Here is a 17,075-nt window from a genome sequence, read left to right as displayed (position 1 = left end):
GATATGACCATCGAAGCCGCACGGCCCGCTCGCAAGCGCAAGCTCCCGCTCAAGGAGCGGTACTCCCTGCTCACCCGTGATCTGGACTGGGAGCCCTCGTACGTCACCAAGGAGGAGCTCTACCCGTACACCCGGTACGAGGGGATCAAGATCCACGACTGGGACGGTTGGCAGGATCCGTTCCGGCTGACCGTGGATGCCTATTACAAGTACCAGGCCGAAAAGGACAAGCGCCTCTACGCGGTGCTGGACGGATTCGCGCAGAGCCAGGGTCATCTGACGTTGTCCGATGCCAGCTACCTCAACGCGATCAAACTGTTCATCCAGGGCGTCACCCCGCTCGAGTACGCCGCACATCGCCACTTCGCTTATCTCGCACGATATCTCGAAGGTCCCGCGCCGCGGTTCGCCGCGCTGTGCCAGAGTATCGACGAGTTGCGGCACGCGCAGACGCAGATCCACACGATCTCGAACTACAACAAGTACTACGACGGATTCCACAGCTGGTCCAAGATGCACGACCGGGTCTGGTACCTGTCGGTGCCCAAATCGCTGTTCGACGACGCGATGAGCGCGGGCCCGTTCGAATTCCTGGTCTCGATTTCCTTCAGTTTCGAATATCTGCTGACGAATCTGCTGTTCGTGCCGTTCATGTCGGGTGCGAGTTTCAACGGGGACATGCCGACGATGTCATTCGGTTTCTCCGCGCAGTCCGACGAGTCCCGGCACATGACGCTGGGCCTCGAGGCGATCAAATTCCTGCTCGAACAGGACGAGGACAATGTGCCGATCATCCAGGAATGGATCGACAAGTGGTTCTGGCGCGCGTACCGGATGTCCGCACTGGTCGCCGGAATGATGGATTACATGCTGCCCAAACCGGTGATGAGCTGGAAGGAGGCATTCGAACTCTACTTCGAGGACCAGATGCTCGGCGGCCTGTTCCCGGACCTGGAGTTCTACGGCATCAAACCGCCGCGGCACGTCGAGCAGGCCATCGCGGAGAAAGACCATCTCTCGCACCAGGTCTACAAGGTGCTGCACAATTTCTCCTTCGCCGCGTCGTTCACCACGCAGACCCCGCAGGCCCCGCACATGGCCTGGCTTTCCGAGCAGTATCCGGACACCTTCGACCGGTACTACCGCCCGACATGGGACAAGCATCTGCGGGCCGAGGCGCAGGGCGGCCGGATCTTCTTCCAGGGTCTGCCCCAGCTGTGCCAGGTCTGCCAGATCCCGATGGTCTTCACCGAAACCTCCGATCCGACTCGGATTTCCTTCCGGCACAGCGAGTTCCGCGGCGAATCGTTCCACACCTGCAGTGACGGCTGCCAGTGGATCTTCGAGCGGGAACCGGAGAAGTTCGTGCAGGCGTGGCTGCCGGTGCATCAGATCTACCAGGGCAACTGCGGCGGCCCGAGCGTGCCGGAAGTCCTGGACTGGTACGGGATTCAGGACGGCGACAACGGCGAATACAAGGGCTCCCCCGACGCGCTGTCCTGGTCCCGCTGGCACGACGACGAACGACAGGAGGCCTGAGATGACCGTCAAAGCGCTCTACGACTACGAATTCCCCTCCGCCGACCGTGCCGAACTGTTCGGCGAGGACCAGTTGGTCTATGTGCACTGGCGCGGGAATCCGCTGTTCTGCTCCGCGGCGTGCTTCCGGGTGCCGCGGGCGATGACCTTCGGCGACTTCCTCGCCGGCATGGTCGAACCGTGGGCGGCCTCGGACCCGGATTTCGATCCGGCCCGGATGCGAGACTGGGAATTGTTCGACGCCGCAGCGGAATTCGATACCGGAACCACCCTCGCCGACCTCGGCATCGGCCACAAGGCCCTGCTGACCTTCACCGCCTGAGGACCGCCATGACCAGCTACACCGTCACCGTCGAACCGCTGGGCACCGAGATCACCTGCCGCGAGGATCAGACCGTGCTCGATGCCTGCCTGCGCGAGGGCATCTGGCTGCCGCACGCCTGCACGCACGGCACCTGCGGCACCTGCAAGGCCGAAATCCTGGACGGCGAGGTCGATTTCGGCGACGCGTCGCCGTACGCACTGCTGGAGTCCGAGCGGGAGGAGGGCAGCGCACTGCTGTGCGTGGCCACACCCCGGAGCGATGTGGTGCTCGAGGGTGAGATCGACGTCGAGGAGGGCGTCGAGGTGCATCCCGTGCGTGATTACCGAGGCACGGTGGCCGTGCTGCAGGACGTCGCGCCGGGCGTGCGCCGGATCGTCATCGAACTGGCCACACCCATGCCGTTCAATCCGGGGCAGTACATCCAGTTGAACCTCCCCGGCGGCGACACCCGCCCGTACTCGATTGCCAGTGCGGCCGCCGATCCGTCCCGGATCGAACTGAACGTCAAGCGCATGCCCGGCGGTGTGGCCACCGACGGCTGGATCTTCAGCACCCTCCGGACCGGAGATCCGGTCACACTCTCCGGACCATACGGGCGGTTCTCCTTCCGGCCGGCCCGCACCCAGCCGATCCTGTTGCTGGGCAGTGGCACCGGGCTCGCTCCGCTGAAATCCATTCTCGCACATATCGCCCCGACCGGCGGTGGACAGGATGTGGTGCTGTATCACGGCGTCGCGACCCGTGAGGATCTGTACGAGCACGACTATTTCGAGGCCATGCAGGAGCAGCATGCGTGGTTCACCTACCGTCCGGCGCTGTCCCGCGACGAATGGCAGGGCCGCACCGGCCGGGTACCCGCCCAGTTGGCCGAGGACTATCCACGCGCGGCCGGACACGTCGCGTACATCTGTGGCAGCCCGCAGATGGTCACCGACACGATGAAAGCCCTGATGAAGGCGCGGCTGTTCCCCCGGGACATCTACCGCGAGGACTTCTTCGACTCGGCGGATCGCGCGTCGGGCGCGAACGTCGTGCGCAGTCCGCTCATCCGTCGCTGAACACGCCCGGATCTCGCCGCGGCCTGGATGACCGGTCGCGGCGAGATCCCCTGCCGTGGTTGCCGAAACTTGCCCTGCGGATAACTGTCTCACCAGCGATGATCATCGGACAGGCTGTCCGATTCGGCATTATTGCTTACTCTTTAAGCACCGACTGGAACGAGTATCACCAGTCGGTCTGACCGTCGCTGGGTGGTTGGTGGATCGGATGGGCCGGGGAGGCAATCCCGTGGTGAGTGAACAGACGACGGTGGAAACAGCGCTGGTCGCAATGCGATCGGAGTACGACGCGCTGGTGGAACAAGGCGAGCGATGGTCGTTGCGGGCACTGCTCAGCACACCGGACCGCGATATCGAGGACTACTGCCGGGAATTCCGGCCCAACAGATTCGGCGAGTACGCGCTCGCCGAAGTGGAACGCTTCTGTCGCAGACATGAGATCTGGCTGGAAGCAGGCGGTGCGCACTACAACAGCATGACGCCTTATCTGCACCCGAACGCGGTTACCGCCGATCGGATGACGATCATCGGGATCTTCAACGCGATCCTGTTCTGGCTCAACGACACCGTCGGCCGGGAGAAGTTCGCGCACCTGTCCGAGGAGGAACGATTACGCGCCTCGCACACTGCGGGCCGATTACGTGACATGCTCGAAACCCGCAGCCCGGCAACGGATCCGACCCCGGAAGAGGTCGCCACGGCCGAATTCCTGGAGCTGCTGGCCCGCGATGCCGAACCGGGCTGGCTCGATCAGTTCCTCAACTCGACGGCCGAACATCTGCGCACCGCGATCCGCGACCAGAACACCGATGCCCGAGGCGGATTGCTGAGCGTCACGGCCTACATCGACCTGCGCTCGGAGGTCTCCGGCATGTATCCGGCAATCGCCATGTGCGAGTACGGCCGTGACGACTACCTGCCCTGGGATCTCATCTCGGACCCCGATTCGGCCGCCCGGCTACGACGGCTGCAGCGGCTCACCGCCGATATCGGCGCCCTGATGAACGATATGTTCTCCTTCGAGAAGGAGTGCATCGCCGACGGCGCCGACTTCAACCTGATTCCGGTGTGGCTGTTGAACACACCGGGCGCGACCCTGGCCGACGCCGTGCACGGCGCCGCGGCGATCGTGCGCGACCGGCTCACCGAATTCCATCTCCTGCGCGAGCAGATCCTGGCCGAATACGCCGACTCCACCGACCGCAAGGCCGCGGATTCGGTGGCCGCACACGTGCGGGACCTGGTCGGATGCGTACAGGCGACCTGGGCCTGGCAGATCATCACCCCGCGATACAAGGGGGTCTCGATCTTCGACGAGAACCATGCGGCATGAGTACTCCCACCAGCCGGAAATATTCCGCGCAACAGCTTCTCGCGATTTTGATCTAGTGTGAGAGGCAAGACTGCGCCGGATCGGTGAGGGGTATGCCGATCGGTCGCCGGACATCGAGGGGGTGCTGGAGAGTATGGACCGAAATGCCCTGGTCACTGCTTGGTGGCGGGCACTGTCCACCACGAGCGAGGGCCCGGCGGAGCCGGAGGTGGCCCGCGGGCTGCTGACACAGCTGGTCGATACTCTCCTGTCCGGACTCCTGGCGCCGGAGCTGGATCCGGCCGTGGGCGCCAAAATCGGTGAGGCCCTGGCGGATGCGGGATGGACCGATACCGCGGTCCCGATCCGCACCGTCCAGGTCCTGCAACCGCTGGCCGAGGACTCCGAGCGCTCCGATGCCGGCGCCCGATTCGCCGTCCTCGGTGCGGCCGTGGCGCAGGGCCACCAGATGTACCTGACCCGGCAGCAACTCCGGCAGGATCAGAACGCGCGCTTTCGCGTCGTGTTCGACAGCGCCGACATCGCGATCGCCATCGGCGACACGGACGGGACGCTGGTCGACGCCAATCGCGGACTCGCCGAGATGATCGGCGTGCCGGTCGAACAGCTGCGCGGAATCTCGATCTACGACTTCGCCCACCCGGACGATCAGGAGGAGATCCGGTCGCTGATCTTCGACAAGCTGGTGCCCGCCGGGGAGGGCTCGGTCCGGATGGAACGACGCCTGCTGCGCTCGGACGGCGACGTGGGCTGGGTGGCGTTCTCCATCACCTTCGTCAGAGGCACCCAGGGGTACGGAGATTATCTGCTCGCCGTCGGCGAGGACGTGACCGAACGGCATCGACTGCAGCAGGAACTGCACTGGCAGGCCCGGCACGATCCGCTCACCGGCCTGCCCAACCGCCGCAGCCTGCTCGAACGCATCGAGACCGTGTCCGCCGGTGTCGGCGACGACGATCATGTCGGGCTGTGCTTCGTGGACCTGGACAGGTTCAAACCCATCAACGACATGTACGGCCACGGCACCGGGGACCGGGTGCTCACCGAGGTCGCCACCCGCTTCGGTGACAGTGTGCGCGAACAGGATTGCCTCATCGCCCGGATCGGCGGCGACGAATTCGTCGCCCTGATCCCGCCACCGGCGGAGAACGACGTGGTCACCACGATCGTCGACCGCCTGCAGTCGGCTCTGGTCGAGCCGATCGCCGTCGACGGCCACCAGTTGCACGTCTCCGCGAGCATCGGCGCCATCGTCACCCCGCTGGCGGGCTCGGACGCGGAGTCGCTGCTCGATTCCGCCGACACCGTCCTGTACCTGGCCAAGGCCAATCACAAGGGCCGCTCGGTCCTGCGCACATCGCATCGCACCACCGACCGCCACAGCCATCCCCTGACTCCCCGTCCCGAGTGATCGGCGCGGCGACGAGCTCACCCGCTGATCGCCGCGACCATCCGCAGTGGCAGCCAGCGCAGTGCCGCGCCGATCGGAATCCACGGCCAGGCAGGCACTTTCGCCGACGCCGACTCGCGCTCGATGGCCCGAACCATGGACCGCACACCCTTCTCGGTGGACACCTGTAGCGGCGCGCGACCGGCCGCGGCGGTCATCTCGCTCGCGATGAATCCGGGGAACAGGGTGGTCACCGCGATCGGGGTGCGCAGCGTATCGGCGCGGATCCCCTCGGCCAGGGTGGCGGCTGCGGCCTTGGAGGCGGCGTACGCGGTCCGGTTGCCCGGCATTCCGCGCAGGGCGCTGATCGAGGACACGACCACCAGGTGACCGGCATCGTGCGCGCGGAAGATCTCCATCGCCGCCTCGCACTGGGCCAGCACGGCCAGGAAGTTGGTGGCGGCGGTGCGGGCGTTCGCGTCGAACCGTCCCGAGCCGATGGGCTGCCCCTTGCCGAGGCCCGCGTTGACCACGACTCGATCCAATCCGCCCAGCTCGTCGGCGAATTCGCGGAATACCGTGAACACCCGATCGTGGTCGTTGACGTCGAGCTGCGCGAGCGTCACGGTGATTCCGGGATGCGCCGCCAGTAGTTCGTCACGCAACTGCTCGAGCCGGTCCAGCCGACGCGCACACAGCGCCAGATTCCTTCCGCGAGCGGCGAATTCGCGCGCCATCTGCGCACCCAGACCCGAACTCGCCCCGGTGATCAGGATATTTCTGCGCTCGGGCATCAGCCGCATCCCTTCGGTTCGCACGATGATTCGCCGCAGCGCGCACGGCTGCGACGGCGGCCCGAATCTACCTCGAGCCCGGCGCACTCCAGGGCACGCGCACCCTCGGTCGTGACCGGCCACAACGGTCGCACGAGATCAGCACGCCGCGGGCGAGTCGTGCACTCGATGAGAAGGTGGGTTATATTCCTTCTCACGATATCTTTTTCTCGGCAAGGAGGCTGTGAAATCGTGGATCCGGACAACCAGGCTGCCGTCGCGACCGCCGATGCGCCGGTCCTTCCCGGTGCGCCGATCGGCCCCGGTTCGCTCACCTGGAAGTATGCGGGTGACTGGCGGAACATGCTGTTTCTCGGCCGCACGGGCATCCTGCAGAACATGCATCCGGCGGTAGGCGCTGCGCTGCAACAGCATTCGAACTTCTTCGACAATCCGTGGGATCGGCTGGTGCGGTCGGTGCCGCAGATCCAGGGCATGATCTACGACGCGGACAACGTGGCGCAGGCCGAGCGGGTGCGCGATTATCACAAGCCGCTCAAGGGAATCGATTCGCGTGGCGAGCGGTATCACGCCCTGAACCCGGACGTGTACTGGTGGACGCACGCCACCTTCATCGAGCTGAACATCGCGATCAACGAGTACTTCGGCACACCGTTGACCGATGCGCAGAAGGATCAGCTCATCGCCGAGGGCGTCACCTGGTGGCGCATGTACGGGCTGTCCGATCGGGTGCTGGTCTCGAATTACGCGGAGTTCCAGGAATATTGGAACCGCACCATCGACGAGGTGCTCGAACGCAACCCCACCACCGATTTCGCGCTGGACCTGACCCGCACCCGGATTCCGGCGCTGCCGGGCATTCCCGAACCGCTGTGGTCGGTGATCTGGCGGCCGGTGATGGCGTTCAACCTGTGGCTGGCCAACGGCCTGATGCCCGAACGCGCCCGGCAGATTCTGGGCATGCGGTGGCGCGGCGCGGACCAGGTCGCGTTCGGCGCGGTCTGCACGGCGATCCGCTGGAGCTGGCCGCTGCTGCCGGACCGGTTGCGGTACATGCCCCGCGCCTATGCGGGCGTCGCGCGAGAGCGCGGGGCCTGAACGGACTTCTCACGCCAGGATGTGCGGCAGACCGGCGTGGTAGCGGGCCGCGTCGAGCTGTTTGAACGGCTCCAGTTCGGGCGGTTCGACCAGCGGGAAGATTCCGGCGCGTGCGCCGGGATCGCCCGCGGCGTCCATGATCGCGTTCGCGGCCGCGCGGCCGGATTCGTTCGCCCCCTCCATGGTCGCCAGATCGATGTGGCTGCGCACATGGTCGCCGCCGAAGAACAGATTCCCGATCGCGCAGTGCGCCTCGGGGCGGTGGTTGTACGAGCCGATCGTGTTGACCAGCAACGGTGTTTCGTTGTGGGTGGTACCACCCGACCAGCTGACGCCCGGGTCCAGATGCCAGGACGCGATGTCCTCGTCGCGCAGCCAGTCGGTCGAGGTGTTCAGCCACGTCTTCAGCTGCGCCCAGCACTCCTTGGCCACCTCGTCGGCGGTGCACTGCTTGGCCGGTTTGCCGAACAGGATGCCGGGCGAATCCCAGTCGGAGATATCCGCGCTCAGACATTCCGCGATCCGGCCGTCACCGTATTTCGCCGCGAAATTTCCCCGCCACATCGGCGCCTGCCGCAGCGCGGTCAGCGCCCACGGCGTGCCGAGCGCGGCGATATGCCCCTCGGGCAGGTCGGTGGGCCGGGTCAGATAGAACTGGATGCCGACCATCCAGTCGGTCATCAGCTGCCGCATCCCCGCCAGCGACGGATCTGCTTCCAGGACAGGCCCGTTCATCAACGACGTCGCCTTGTCGACCGGCATCGCGCACACGTACCAGTCCGCCGTGACGGTTCCGCCCGCCCCGCCGCCGACCACCTGGACGCCCGTGATCCGGCGATCCTGAACGTTCAATCGCGTTGCGCGAGCGCCCATCACGAACCGGACACCGAGCGAGCGCAGATAGGCCACCCACGGATCGATCCACGCCTCGTTGGTGGGACCGCTCAGGATGCGGTCCGCCCCGCCCTGATACTGCGGGTAGAGCCCGGTCCCGGCGAGGACGAGCGCCTGGCCGATGGTGCCGATCGTGCGCGCCGAGCTCAGATGCGGTTTGGCGGCGACGGTGATCCGGGTCAGCGCCGCGACGAGATATTGCCGGTACGCCTCGGATTTGCCCTGCGCCTGCAGCATGTCCTCCCACGAGATGTACTCGAACTGCCCGAACCGCCGCTCGGTGGAGCTGGTGAACCACATCGCGACCTGTTTGCCGAAGAAGGCCAGTTCGGCGGGCGGCAGGGCGGGGATGAACGAGAAGGCCGACACCACAGAGGATTCCACCAGTTGCGGGGTGAGCTGAGTCAGGCCGCGGAAGCCGACCGGCGCGAAGATCGGCGGCCGGTCCCGGAATCCGACGACCGCGGATTCCACGCGAATCAGGTTGTCCCGCACGCCGTTCGCATTACCCGGGAACGGGATCCGGGCCATCGTATCGGGCACGTGCTGATAACAGCCGGGGAAGAACCGGAACCCGTGTTCGCCGGGCAGATCCGCGCGCCCGCCCCGACCGGTGCCGGGCACGCCCATACTGCGCGCCTTGCCGCCCAGATACGACGGCTCGTACACGGTCACCCGGTAGCCACGTTCGGCGAGTTCGTGTGCGGCCGACAATCCCGACATCCCGCCGCCGAAGATCGCCACCTCCCGCCCCGGTGAACTGGCCCGAGCCGCGATCGGGCGCGCCGAGGCGCGTGCTGAATACGAGGTCGCCGTGGTGCCGACCACCGCGGCCCCTGCAAGGGCCGCGCCGCGCAGGATCGTGCGGCGGCCCACAGCTGTCGAATCGGAACGGTCGCGATCGTCTTTCATGCCAAGCTCCGGGTATTCGGTACGGCGCGAAGCCGCGGGGGTGCGAAGCAATCGAGGAGGGCGGCGACGGAGTGCGGAGTCCATCGAACCTCTCCGGTCACTATGTCTCGGACACTATGTCCGATGTTGGGATGGTAAGCCGTCACATCCGGTCGTGTCCGCGAAATCGAGAGGCCGGGAACACCGTGTGCACAATGGAATGCATGACCGTGACGCACAGGTGCCCATGCCCTCGTTGACGCGGGTCACCACGAACCGCCGATCGCAATCCGACCAGCGGCGTAGGGAATTCGAGGCACAGGTCCTGCTCGCTCTCGAACGCCTGATGTCCGACGGGACGCCCTACACCGAACTGGCCGTGCAGCGCATCGCCGCGGCATCCCACGTCGCGCGCTCGACCTTCTACCGGCACTTCCCGGACAAGAGCCAGCTCCTGATCCGGATGGCCGACCTGGCCAGTCAGGATCTGTTCGGGGCCGCGGAGAACTGGTGGCACGCCGAGCACACCGACGTGCGGCACACGATCGCCGGTATGCGCCGGATGATCGCCGAATTCCGCAGGCACCGACTGGTTCTCATCGCCCTGACCGAGGTCGCCGCCTACGACCGCGACGTCGGCCGCTACTGGCGCGAGCGGGTGCAGGGCTTCCAGGACGTCATCTGCGAACGGCTTATCACCGAACAGCGACGCGGGCGGGTCGACCGGTCCTGCGACGTCACCGCGACCGCGATCGTGCTCACCTCGATGGTCGAGCGATCCATCTCCACCGCGCTGGGCGAGGAGCAATCGATCGACGACGAGCAGTTGGCCCGCGCCCTGGGCCGCGCCATCTGGCTCGTCGTCTACGGCGACCCGGAACGCTCACTGCCGCGTTGATCTGCTCAAATCAGTTCAGGTTCAATGGTTCTCGTCCATCAGGTCGGTGAACGGCGTTCCGGCCAGCAGTGCGTCCAGGCCGCCGAGCATCGTCGGACATTCGCGGGCGGGATGGTCGGAGGGACACCGCGCGGCGTGCGTCAGGAAGGTCTGCGCGGTGCGGGCCCGCGTGATGGCCTCCTCGAGTTCGGCGATCTGCCGCTCGAGCACCTCGCGCCACTGCGGACTCGGCGCGTCCAGCACCGCCGCCGCGGTCTCCAGCGGCAGCCCCAGGCTGTGCGCCACCTTGATGAAGGCCAGGCGCCGTAGCTGTTCCCGGTCGTACATCCGCTTGCCGCCGCGTCGCGCGGCCGGACGCACCAGGCCGCGCTCGTCGTAGTAACGCAGCGCGGAGGTCGCCATGCCCAGTTTCGCCGCGGCCTCCCCGATCGGGATCAGGTCCATGGCGACATTTGACCTCCAGTCGGCTTGAACTTGCAAGGTGGTGAGACCAGCCGCTCCCGAGGAGGACCTTCGATGAACTCGCCGCAGACCCTGCCCGTCAACCATCACGCCGACCATCCCGGATTCTCCGGTCCCGCCGGGCTGGCAGCCGGCGCGCTGATGTTGGCCGCCGGGCGGCGGCGCGCCCGCATGGTCGTCGAGTCCGCCGCGGTGACCGAATCGGATCGGGTCCTGGACATCGGCTGCGGTTCCGGTGCCGCGGTGCGGGCGGCCGCCCGGCGTGGCGCTCGGGTCACCGGGGTCGATCCGTCGCCGGTGATGTTGCGGCTGGCCCGTCTGCTGGTGCGGGGTCCGTCGATCCGCTGGGCCGAGGGTGTCGCGGAACGGCTACCGCTCGAGGACGGCGCGGTCACGGTGGCGTTGGCCGTGGCGACGGTGCATCACTGGCCCGATGTCACGACCGCTCTGGCCGAGGTACTGCGGGCGCTGATCCCGGGCGGGCGATTCGTGGCCGTCGAGCGATATTCACCGGTGGGCGCCACAGGTGTGGCCGCACACGGCTGGACCGACGATCAGGCGCGATCGTTCGCCGACCTGTGCCGGGCGGCGGGATTCGCGGATTCACGCGTCGAGCGAATCACCGTGGGGCGGCACGATTTCTGGGTCGTCCACAGCGTCCGGGCCTGATCCTGCGCGCGGGCGCCGGGAACGCTCGCGGATCAGCCGCCCAGCACGCTGCCCGCCAGCCGCGATTCGATGCGGGAGAGCAGGTCCACCGTCCGGAACGGCTTGCGGACGTAATCGGACGCCCCGCAGGCCATCGCCAGCTCGGCGGCCTCCGGATCGGATTCGGTCGACACCGCCAGGATCGGGGCCGAGACCATCTGATGCAATCGTCGGCACACGTCCGGACCGGGCAGGTCCGGCAGATCCAGATCCAGGAGCACCAGGTCCGGATGCCACTGCGGGGCAGCGGCGAGTACCTGACGTCCGGTGACCGTACGCATGGACTGGTAACCGGCGTGTTCGAGAACCAGGACGACCATTTCGGCGGTGGCTGGATTGCCTTCGGCGACAAGTACTCTGGCCACCACGAGTTTTCCGTCGCCCAGCGGGGCCGGAGTTTCGTCGCCCAGCGGGGCGGGTGTATTGGGCACTGTGGACATCGGGTGCGGATATTGGTTCATGGCACAGTCCTCGCTTACGGGATCCCCCGACCCCTCTGCTGCTCCGCGTCGTGATCGACCTCGTTGTAGCTGCTGCCCCACGGTGTCGGTTGTGCGACTCTCGGACCTCGACGCTATGCCTGGTAGCAATTGTTCAGCAATGAAAGCGGCAATAAATTTCGCCCGGAACGTCGATTGCGACCGTTTCGTGACCTTTCATCGACCTGCCGTTAACCCCGGACCGGCGGCGGTACACCCCGCCGAGACATCCGTGACCGAACGGCAACGAGCTCGCCAGACGGCTCTCACAGGGCCGTGACCACCCAGATTCGCCACTGGGATCGACTCGACGATCCTGTCGGCTAGGAACGACAACCAGGATGCTCGGCGACCGCCGCCCGATCGATGGGCCGCGGGTCACCCTCGAGTTCGCGCAGCAGCGTCTCGAGCAATGCGGTCACGTCACGATGGCCGGCATCCACACCGAACGCCTCCTCCATCCGCAGGAACCGCGAGACACTCGACATCAACAAGACCACCGCGGCGGGGGTGTAGGTCTCGGAGTGGTAGTCGTAGCCGTCCAGGACCCTGGTGACCTCGTCGAGTTGCAGAGCGCGAAATCGCTTGGAGGAGTTGGCGATCTCGGCGCGAATGGTTTTGCGGTGATTGGCCAGGGCGACGAATTCCATGGTCAGCGCGGTGTGCGACTGATCGTGGATCGCCTCCCACAGCGCCCACAGCGGCTGCGGGGAGACCAGCGCCTCGCTCTGCCGCCGGTAGCTGCGTTCGGCGCCGCGCCGGAACAACTCGATGAACAGGTTGTCCATCGTGCCGAAGTAGTAGTACACCAGCGCCGGATTGGCTCCGGCCCGCGCCGCGAGCCGACGGGTGCTCACCGCGGCATAGCCCTCCTCGAGCATGATCTGCTCGGCCGCGTCCAGCAACGCGGTGCGCGTGGGCGAATCCTCGGGACCCGTGCCCGGTTTCATCCGATGACCTCCTGCGGGCGCGGGATGCGCCGTCCACGGCGGTGCGACGGCGATCGCTCAGCAACGGCCGAGCTGTTCGCCCAGTGTACGGCCGCGGGAGTCCCGCGCCCGCGACGCGTCACCACCGGAAACGCCTCCACGCGAAGACTATTGACAGCTCCGACAGCCCTGCCGTATATCTTAATCACTCGCCTAAATTAGGCAGTCGATTAACTCACTCGGAGCCTGGTCTCCGAGGTGATCCGAGAGCTTCGCGACGGGCCCGTCCCGTCGCGGCCGATCCGCGAACGTGGTGCTGCGCGGGGCATCGACCCCGACGTTCACCCCGCCCGATCCGCCGGTGAGCGCGGTCTACGAACGGAGCTGCGATGAGCGATACGAACCGCGCCGACCAGGGCCGATCGCCCGATTCACGCGAGACGGCCGCCTGCCGGGTGGCCGTGGTGACCGGCGGCGCATCCGGCATGGGCCGGTCCATCTGCGAATCCTTCGCCGCACACGGTTATCGCACCGCGGTCCTGGACATCGACGGCACCGCCGCGGACGAGGTCGCCGAGAAGCTGCGGGCCGATGGCGGGACGGCGCTGGCCCGCGCGGTCGACGTCACCGATCGCGAGGCGGTGTTCGAGGCGATGCGGCAGGTCCGCGCCGAATTCGGACCGATCGACATCCTGGTCACCAGCGCGGGACTGGTCGGATTCGCCCCGTTCACCGAGATCACGCCGCAGGACTGGCATCGGATCGTCGAGGTGAATCTGACCGGAACGTTCCACTGCGCGCAGGCCGTCATCCCGGACATGCTCGCCGCCGGATGGGGCCGGATCGTGACGATCTCCTCCTCGAGCGCCCAGCGCGGCTCGCCCGGCATGGTCCACTACACCGCCTCCAAGGGCGCGGTCGTCGCGATGACCAAGGCGCTGGCCCGCGAATACGCGCCGTCCGGCATCACCGTCAACACCATCCCGCCCTCGGGCATCGATACGCCGATGTCCCGCCGATCGCAGGAGGCCGGAAACCTCCCCGACAACGCCACCATGGCCAAGGCGATCCCGGTCGGGCACCTCGGCGCGGGTGACGACATCGCCGCGGCATGTCTGTTCCTGTGCTCGGAACAGGCCGGGTACATCACCGGCCAGGTCCTCGGCGTGAACGGCGGGTCGGTCATATGACCACTCCCCCGCGCCTGGCCCCACTGCCACCCGACCGGTGGGACGCGCACGCCCGCGAAATGTTGCGCGGGCGAGTCGGATTGGCGGATCGCTATCTGTCCGGCGCGCCCGATGCACCCCCGATGCCGAACGTGCTCGGAATTCTGGGCCATCACATCGAATTGGGCGCGGCGTGGCTGGCCTACAACGGTGCGTTGCTCGATCGCCCCGCCATCGATCCGCGCTATCGCGAACTGGTGATCCTGCGGGTCGCGTGGCGCAGTCGCGCGAGGTACGAGTGGACTCAGCATGCGCGACTGGCCCTGGACTGTGGCGTCACCGCGGACCAGGTCGAGGCGGTCACCCGCGGCCCCGAGGACCCGGTCTGGTCACCGGTGGAGCGGTTGTTGTTGTCCGCGAGCGATCAGCTGCTGGACGGGTACCGCATCGAGGACGAGACATGGGCGGGCCTGGCAACCCATTTCGACGCCCGTCAGCTCATCGAGGTCCTGTTCGTGGCCGGGTCGTATCTGTGTCTGGCGCTGGTGTTCAACAGCGTCGGCCTGCAACCCGACCCAGAGATGGACCACGCGCCGTTCGCACCCCCGGAGATCAAGGAGCAACCGTGAGGCAATGGCCCAAACCCGCCGAGGGCAGCTGGACCGAGCACTATCCGGACCTCGGCACCGCGCCGATCTCGTTCGAGGATTCGGTGTCCCCGGAATTCTTCGAACTCGAGCGGGAGGCGATCTTCCAGCGCGCCTGGCTCAATGTCGGCCGCATCGAACAACTTCGGCGAACCGGCAGCTATTTCACCAAGGAGATCGACGCCGCCCGGACCTCGATCATCGTGGTGCGGGACCGCGACGGAGGGATCAACGCGTTCCACAACGTCTGCCGCCACCGCGGCAACAAACTCGTCTGGACCGATGACCCGCGCGCCGAATCCTCCGGCGTCTGCCGCCAATTCACCTGTAAGTACCACGGCTGGCGCTACGGGCTCGGCGGCGAATTGGAGTTCGTGCAGCAGCCGGACGAATTCTTCGATCTCGACCAGAAGAACTCCGGACTCGTTCGCGTGCACTGCGATGTCTGGAACGGATTCGTCTTCGTCAACCTCGCCGACGAACCCCGCCAGACGTTGCGAGAATTCCTCGGGCCCATGGTCACCGCCCTGGACGGCTACCCGTTCGACCGGATGACCGAGTGGTACGAGTTCACCGCGGACAACCGCAGCAACTGGAAACTGTTCGCCGATGCGTTCCAGGAGTACTACCACGTCCCCGGCCTGCATCCGCAGCAGATCCCGAATGCGGTCCGCACCGGAAAAGGCTTCGAGTGCGCGCACTTTCAGCTCGACGGCCCGCACCGGATGGTCAGCACCGGCGGCGCGCGACGCTGGACGCTACCGCCGGAGTTCATGTATCCGATCGAGCGGATCACCCGCAGCGGCCTGGTCGGACCGTGGGAATCGCCCGAACTCGGTGACATGCCAACGGGTTTGAATCCCGGACGTGTCGAGCCGTGGGGTATCGACAACTTCCAGATCTTCCCCAATATCGAGATCCTCATCTACCGCGGCTGGTATCTGCTCTACCGCTACTGGCCGACCTCCTACAACACGCACCGGTTCGAGGGCATGCTGTGCTATCAGCCCGCGCAGACCGTGCGCGAACGCGTGGAACACGAGGTCGCCTCGGTGGTGTTCAAGGAATTCGCGCTCCAGGACGCGGGCATGCTCACCGGCACCCAGACCGCCCTGGAGCAGGCGTATCGCAGCGCCGGGATCACCCGATTCCCGGTCAACGATCAGGAGATCCTGGTCCGGCACTTCCATCACGCGGTCGCCGACTGGGTCGAGCAATACCGGCGCGAACCGGCGGGAGTGTGAGCACCGTGGCCGAGAATCTGCTGCCACCGGAATTCGCCGAATTCGAGGCGTACGCGCCGATCTGGTGCCTGCCCACCGAATCCGAGCGCTGGGCTCGCCGAATGTCCACGCCCATGCGGGATCTGGTGACGTTCCACGACGCATTCCTGCCGCGCCTGGAAGAGGCGATCGAGTACTGCGACAAATATCCCCTCGACGATCTGCCCGAGGACGCGCTGAACCTGCTGTACCTGGTGTATTCGCTGGTGCTGGTCGCCATGGCCGTGGAGATCTTCTCCCAGCCCATGCCCACCGACAGCGCGGACGCCGAGCTGCATCGCGTCGCCGAGCCGTCGCCGTAACCCCGAGGACATCACCATGACGATCACCATCGAGCCACTCGGTCACGAGGTCGGCGCACGGGTGACCGGCGTCGAGCGGGCTCATCTGCTCGACGACGCCCTGGCCGAGACCGTGCTGCGCGCTCTCGAAGAGTACGGCGTACTGGTCTTCCGCGACCTGCATCTGGATCCGGAGACCCAGGTGGCGTTCTGCCGCACGCTCGGGCAGATCGACACCGAACCCGGGCACCACCCGGTCGAGGGCATCTATCGCGTCAGCCTCGACACCACCAAGAACTCGTCGGCGAACTATCTGCGCGCGACGTTCGACTGGCATATCGACGGCTGCACTCCGCAGGACGACGCCTACCCGCAGATGGCCACCGCGCTGTCCGCCAAAGCCGTGGCGACCACCGGCGGTGAGACCGAATTCGCTTCCACCTACAAGGCTTTCGACAATCTCACCGAGTCCGAGCGGATCCGGCTCGCGCCGCTGCGGGTGGTGCACTCGCTGGAGGCCTCGCAGCGCCCGGTCACCCCGGATCCCACGCCCGAGCAGCTGGCCGCCTGGCGACGTCGTCCGGCTCGCGAGCATCCGCTGATCTGGACGCACAGATCCGGACGTCGCTCGATGGTGCTGGGCGCCTCGACCGATCACGTGGTGGGCATGGACCCCGGCGAAAGCCGTGCGCTGCTGGACGATCTGCTGGGTCGCTGCACCGCGCCCGAACGCGTCTACCGGCACGAATGGTCGGTCGGCGACACCGTGATCTGGGACAACCGCGGGGTCATCCACCGCGCGGCCCCGTACGAATCCGGCTCACCGCGAGAAATGCTGCGCACCACCGTACTCGGTGACGAGCCGATCCGATGACGCAGCGCCACACCATATCTCAG

At 66.5% G+C, this 17,075-nt stretch carries 18 protein-coding genes; 13 read left to right on the top strand and 5 right to left on the bottom strand.

The window, feature by feature from the left end:
- The first annotated feature begins 3 nt into the window (after positions 1–3).
- The 5 genes from K7711_RS22985 to K7711_RS22965 all read left to right on the top strand — a co-directional run bounded on the left by K7711_RS22985 (position 4) and on the right by K7711_RS22965 (position 5,666).
- Positions 4–1,539, top strand: a complete 1,536-nt coding sequence (locus tag K7711_RS22985; RefSeq protein WP_222971504.1) for a ferritin family protein — start codon at positions 4–6, stop codon at positions 1,537–1,539.
- A gap of 1 nt (position 1,540) precedes the next feature.
- Entirely contained in the window at positions 1,541–1,861 is a 321-nt protein-coding gene (locus K7711_RS22980) for a phenol hydroxylase subunit P4 (protein WP_222971503.1), read from the top strand.
- A gap of 8 nt (positions 1,862–1,869) precedes the next feature.
- A complete protein-coding gene (locus K7711_RS22975; protein WP_222971502.1) occupies positions 1,870–2,922 on the top strand; it encodes an NADH:ubiquinone reductase (Na(+)-transporting) subunit F in 1,053 nt (350 codons plus the stop codon).
- Between the two features lie 232 nt (positions 2,923–3,154).
- Positions 3,155–4,255, top strand: a complete 1,101-nt coding sequence (locus tag K7711_RS22970) for a terpene synthase family protein (RefSeq protein ID WP_308014900.1) — start codon at positions 3,155–3,157, stop codon at positions 4,253–4,255.
- Between the two features lie 133 nt (positions 4,256–4,388).
- A complete protein-coding gene (locus K7711_RS22965) occupies positions 4,389–5,666 on the top strand; it encodes a sensor domain-containing diguanylate cyclase (protein WP_222971501.1) in 1,278 nt (425 codons plus the stop codon).
- A gap of 17 nt (positions 5,667–5,683) precedes the next feature.
- Here K7711_RS22965 and K7711_RS22960 read toward each other — a convergent pair whose 3' ends face one another.
- Entirely contained in the window at positions 5,684–6,439 is a 756-nt protein-coding gene (locus K7711_RS22960) for an SDR family oxidoreductase (protein ID WP_222971500.1), read from the bottom strand.
- Between the two features lie 231 nt (positions 6,440–6,670).
- On the opposite strand from K7711_RS22960, the gene K7711_RS22955 reads away from it, so the two are divergent.
- On the top strand, positions 6,671–7,537 hold the full coding sequence (locus K7711_RS22955) for an oxygenase MpaB family protein (protein ID WP_308014899.1): 867 nt from the start codon (positions 6,671–6,673) through the stop codon (positions 7,535–7,537).
- A 9-nt stretch (positions 7,538–7,546) separates the two neighbouring features.
- Here K7711_RS22955 and K7711_RS22950 read toward each other — a convergent pair whose 3' ends face one another.
- A complete protein-coding gene (locus tag K7711_RS22950) occupies positions 7,547–9,343 on the bottom strand; it encodes a hydroxysqualene dehydroxylase (RefSeq protein ID WP_222971498.1) in 1,797 nt (598 codons plus the stop codon).
- A gap of 226 nt (positions 9,344–9,569) precedes the next feature.
- Between K7711_RS22950 and K7711_RS22945 the strand changes: the two genes are divergently transcribed.
- The gene (locus K7711_RS22945; RefSeq protein WP_222971497.1) at positions 9,570–10,220 is read left to right on the top strand and encodes a TetR/AcrR family transcriptional regulator; all 651 of its coding nucleotides are present in this window, start codon (positions 9,570–9,572) and stop codon (positions 10,218–10,220) included.
- 21 nt (positions 10,221–10,241) lie between these two features.
- Here K7711_RS22945 and K7711_RS22940 read toward each other — a convergent pair whose 3' ends face one another.
- The gene (locus tag K7711_RS22940) at positions 10,242–10,664 is read right to left on the bottom strand and encodes a MerR family transcriptional regulator (protein WP_222971496.1); all 423 of its coding nucleotides are present in this window, start codon (positions 10,662–10,664) and stop codon (positions 10,242–10,244) included.
- A 72-nt stretch (positions 10,665–10,736) separates the two neighbouring features.
- Between K7711_RS22940 and K7711_RS22935 the strand changes: the two genes are divergently transcribed.
- Positions 10,737–11,351, top strand: coding sequence for a class I SAM-dependent methyltransferase (locus K7711_RS22935; protein ID WP_222971495.1), 615 nt, complete (start codon positions 10,737–10,739; stop codon positions 11,349–11,351).
- A 32-nt stretch (positions 11,352–11,383) separates the two neighbouring features.
- Here K7711_RS22935 and K7711_RS22930 read toward each other — a convergent pair whose 3' ends face one another.
- Entirely contained in the window at positions 11,384–11,851 is a 468-nt protein-coding gene (locus tag K7711_RS22930) for a response regulator transcription factor (RefSeq protein ID WP_222971494.1), read from the bottom strand.
- A gap of 341 nt (positions 11,852–12,192) precedes the next feature.
- Positions 12,193–12,819, bottom strand: coding sequence for a TetR/AcrR family transcriptional regulator (locus tag K7711_RS22925; RefSeq protein WP_222971493.1), 627 nt, complete (start codon positions 12,817–12,819; stop codon positions 12,193–12,195).
- Between the two features lie 368 nt (positions 12,820–13,187).
- On the opposite strand from K7711_RS22925, the gene K7711_RS22920 reads away from it, so the two are divergent.
- From K7711_RS22920 to K7711_RS22900, 5 genes are read left to right on the top strand one after another with little or no spacing between them, the layout of a single operon-like run.
- Complete coding sequence (locus K7711_RS22920) at positions 13,188–13,988, top strand: SDR family NAD(P)-dependent oxidoreductase (protein ID WP_222971492.1); 801 nt, start codon at positions 13,188–13,190, stop codon at positions 13,986–13,988.
- Positions 13,985–14,596: a carboxymuconolactone decarboxylase family protein gene (locus K7711_RS22915; RefSeq protein ID WP_222971491.1), complete on the top strand. Its 612-nt coding sequence runs from the start codon at positions 13,985–13,987 to the stop codon at positions 14,594–14,596. Before K7711_RS22920 ends, K7711_RS22915 begins: the two co-directional genes overlap by 4 nt.
- Entirely contained in the window at positions 14,593–15,858 is a 1,266-nt protein-coding gene (locus K7711_RS22910; protein ID WP_222971490.1) for an aromatic ring-hydroxylating oxygenase subunit alpha, read from the top strand. The genes K7711_RS22915 and K7711_RS22910 overlap by 4 nt, the downstream gene beginning before the upstream one ends.
- Before the next feature lie 5 nt (positions 15,859–15,863).
- Complete coding sequence (locus K7711_RS22905) at positions 15,864–16,199, top strand: hypothetical protein (RefSeq protein WP_222971775.1); 336 nt, start codon at positions 15,864–15,866, stop codon at positions 16,197–16,199.
- 16 nt (positions 16,200–16,215) lie between these two features.
- The gene (locus K7711_RS22900; RefSeq protein ID WP_222971489.1) at positions 16,216–17,052 is read left to right on the top strand and encodes a TauD/TfdA dioxygenase family protein; all 837 of its coding nucleotides are present in this window, start codon (positions 16,216–16,218) and stop codon (positions 17,050–17,052) included.
- Positions 17,053–17,075 lie beyond the last annotated feature (23 nt).

This window comes from Nocardia coffeae, assembly GCF_019890715.1.
In the GTDB taxonomy this organism is placed as follows: domain Bacteria; phylum Actinomycetota; class Actinomycetes; order Mycobacteriales; family Mycobacteriaceae; genus Nocardia; species Nocardia jiangxiensis.
Note: the sequence above shows the minus strand (reverse complement) of the source record. Positions and strands in the feature narration are given on the sequence as shown.

What these genes read in the sequence shown, in the direction of transcription:
- K7711_RS22985 (WP_222971504.1), top strand. Translation starts at nt 4, where the DNA reads ATGACCATCGAAGCCGCACGGCCCGCTCGCAAGCGCAAGCTCCCGCTC.
- K7711_RS22980 (WP_222971503.1), top strand. Translation starts at nt 1,541, where the DNA reads ATGACCGTCAAAGCGCTCTACGACTACGAATTCCCCTCCGCCGACCGT.
- K7711_RS22975 (WP_222971502.1), top strand. Translation starts at nt 1,870, where the DNA reads ATGACCAGCTACACCGTCACCGTCGAACCGCTGGGCACCGAGATCACC.
- K7711_RS22965 (WP_222971501.1), top strand. Translation starts at nt 4,389, where the DNA reads ATGGACCGAAATGCCCTGGTCACTGCTTGGTGGCGGGCACTGTCCACC.
- K7711_RS22960 (WP_222971500.1), bottom strand. Translation starts at nt 6,439, where the DNA reads ATGCCCGAGCGCAGAAATATCCTGATCACCGGGGCGAGTTCGGGTCTG.
- K7711_RS22950 (WP_222971498.1), bottom strand. Translation starts at nt 9,343, where the DNA reads ATGAAAGACGATCGCGACCGTTCCGATTCGACAGCTGTGGGCCGCCGC.
- K7711_RS22945 (WP_222971497.1), top strand. Translation starts at nt 9,570, where the DNA reads ATGCCCTCGTTGACGCGGGTCACCACGAACCGCCGATCGCAATCCGAC.
- K7711_RS22940 (WP_222971496.1), bottom strand. Translation starts at nt 10,664, where the DNA reads ATGGACCTGATCCCGATCGGGGAGGCCGCGGCGAAACTGGGCATGGCG.
- K7711_RS22935 (WP_222971495.1), top strand. Translation starts at nt 10,737, where the DNA reads ATGAACTCGCCGCAGACCCTGCCCGTCAACCATCACGCCGACCATCCC.
- K7711_RS22930 (WP_222971494.1), bottom strand. Translation starts at nt 11,851, where the DNA reads ATGAACCAATATCCGCACCCGATGTCCACAGTGCCCAATACACCCGCC.
- K7711_RS22925 (WP_222971493.1), bottom strand. Translation starts at nt 12,819, where the DNA reads ATGAAACCGGGCACGGGTCCCGAGGATTCGCCCACGCGCACCGCGTTG.
- K7711_RS22920 (WP_222971492.1), top strand. Translation starts at nt 13,188, where the DNA reads ATGAGCGATACGAACCGCGCCGACCAGGGCCGATCGCCCGATTCACGC.
- K7711_RS22915 (WP_222971491.1), top strand. Translation starts at nt 13,985, where the DNA reads ATGACCACTCCCCCGCGCCTGGCCCCACTGCCACCCGACCGGTGGGAC.
- K7711_RS22900 (WP_222971489.1), top strand. Translation starts at nt 16,216, where the DNA reads ATGACGATCACCATCGAGCCACTCGGTCACGAGGTCGGCGCACGGGTG.